The organism is Arcobacter arenosus, from assembly GCF_005771535.1.
In the GTDB taxonomy this organism is placed as follows: domain Bacteria; phylum Campylobacterota; class Campylobacteria; order Campylobacterales; family Arcobacteraceae; genus Halarcobacter; species Halarcobacter arenosus.
Genome location: NZ_VANU01000015.1, coordinates 1 through 1,943, shown reverse-complemented (window position 1 = coordinate 1,943; position 1,943 = coordinate 1). Strand labels below are relative to the sequence as shown.

Below are 1,943 nucleotides of genomic sequence, written 5' to 3'. Positions count from 1 at the left end.
ACCAACAACATCAACTAGAATGGATAAATTTACTAAAGACATGATGGAGATTGGAATCATGGGTATGATTGGTAAGGCTGAAAGAAAACAACCAACAATTGATTTAATCAAAGAGTATAAATCTATGTATTTAATTGCTACAGGTGGAGCTGCTTATTTAATTTCTCAATCTATTAAAGGTGCTAAAACTTTAGCATTTGAAGAGATGGGAATGGAAGCTATTTACGAGTTTGAAGTAAAAGACATGCCTGTTACTGTTGCAGTTGATACAGAGGGTAATTCTATTCATACAACTGGGCCACAAAAGTGGAGAGCAATCTAAATTTTATATATCTTAATAAATAATACTTATATATAATAGCTAAGAAGATAAATCTTCTTAGCTATTTTTTTATACTATAATTTATATTATCGTAAAAGGATAAATAATGGATTATAGAATAGAAAAAGACACTATGGGTGAAGTAAGTGTACCAAATGGTAAATATTGGGGTGCACAAACACAAAGAAGTTTAGAAAACTTTAAAATAGGTATTGAGAAAATGCCAAAAGAGATTATATCTGCCTTTGCTTTTTTAAAAAAAGCTGCTGCTATTGCAAACAATAAACTTGAAATACTAGATGATATAAAATGTGAAGCTATCTTAAAAGCTTGTGATGATATCTTAGAAAATAGATTAGATGATAACTTTCCTTTAGTTGTTTGGCAAACAGGTTCTGGAACCCAAACAAATATGAATATAAATGAAGTTATTGCAAATAAAGCGATAGAACATATGGGAAAAGATTTTAGAGTTGAAAAACTAGTTCATCCAAATGACGATGTAAATAAATCTCAGAGTTCAAATGACACCTACCCTACTGCTATGAAAATAGCATTTGTTTTAGAGATACAAAGACATCTAATACCTTCAATTATAAAATTAAAATATACCCTTGAAGAAAAAAGTGTAGAGTTTAAAGATATAATAAAAATAGGAAGAACCCACTTACAAGATGCTACTCCTTTAACTTTAGGACAAGAGATATCAGCATATGTTGAGATGTTAAATAAAGCCCTACTTCAAATAGAAGATTGTATGAAATATCTAGTTGAACTTGCTATTGGAGGTACAGCTGTAGGTACAGGTATAAATTGCCATAAAGAGTTTTCAAATCTTGTTTGTCTTAGTCTAAATGAGCTAACAAAAACAAAATACCCCTTCACATCTCATCCAAACAAATTTCATGCACTAACCTCCCATGATAGTGAAGTTATGTTAAGTGGAGTGTTAAATGCCCTAGCCTCAAATTTAATGAAAATAGCAAATGATATTAGATGGTTAGCTTCAGGTCCTAGATGTGGAATTGGTGAATTAAATATTCCTGAAAATGAACCTGGAAGCTCAATAATGCCAGGAAAAGTAAATCCAACTCAAAGTGAAGCTATGACAATGGTGGCAGTTCAGGTTATGGGAAATCATACAGCAGTTTCAATTAGTGCAAGTCAAGGAAACTTTGAGCTAAATGTGTTTAAACCAGTCATTGCTTATAATATTTTACAATCTATAAAATTACTAAGTGATTCAATACTTAGCTTCAATGACAAATGTGCCATTGGAATAGAACCAAATCTAAAAAATATAGAAAAATACCTAAATGACTCACTCATGTTAGTAACTGCACTAAACCCGTATATAGGATATGAAAAGGCAGCACTTATAGCAAAAAATGCACATAAAAATGGAACTTCTTTAAAACAAGAAGCTATAAATTTAGGAATACTTACAAAAGAAGAGTTTGAAAAATATGTTAAGCCAGAAGAAATGACATATCCTAAGATGTACTAGTTAAGACTTAATCTGACAATTTACTAAAAAATAAAGTACAATTTCTCCTAGATAATAGATTTAGGAGAAATTAAAATGAATCTACATACACAAGAAAAAATCATAAAGAATAAA

At 30.2% G+C, this 1,943-nt stretch carries 2 protein-coding genes; both read left to right on the top strand.

What is annotated here, in order from left to right:
* The coding region (locus FDK22_RS15610) for a fumarate hydratase C-terminal domain-containing protein (RefSeq protein ID WP_171013021.1) at positions 1-322 on the top strand (322 nt) is incomplete at its 5' end.
* Positions 323-428: 106 nt separating this feature from the next.
* A complete protein-coding gene (gene fumC / locus FDK22_RS15605) occupies positions 429-1,829 on the top strand; it encodes a class II fumarate hydratase (RefSeq protein WP_138153918.1) in 1,401 nt (466 codons plus the stop codon).
* The last annotated feature ends 114 nt before the right edge of the window (positions 1,830-1,943 follow it).

Coding starts and splice junctions, on each gene's coding strand:
- fumC (WP_138153918.1), top strand. CDS start 429: ATGGATTATAGAATAGAAAAAGACACTATGGGTGAAGTAAGTGTACCA.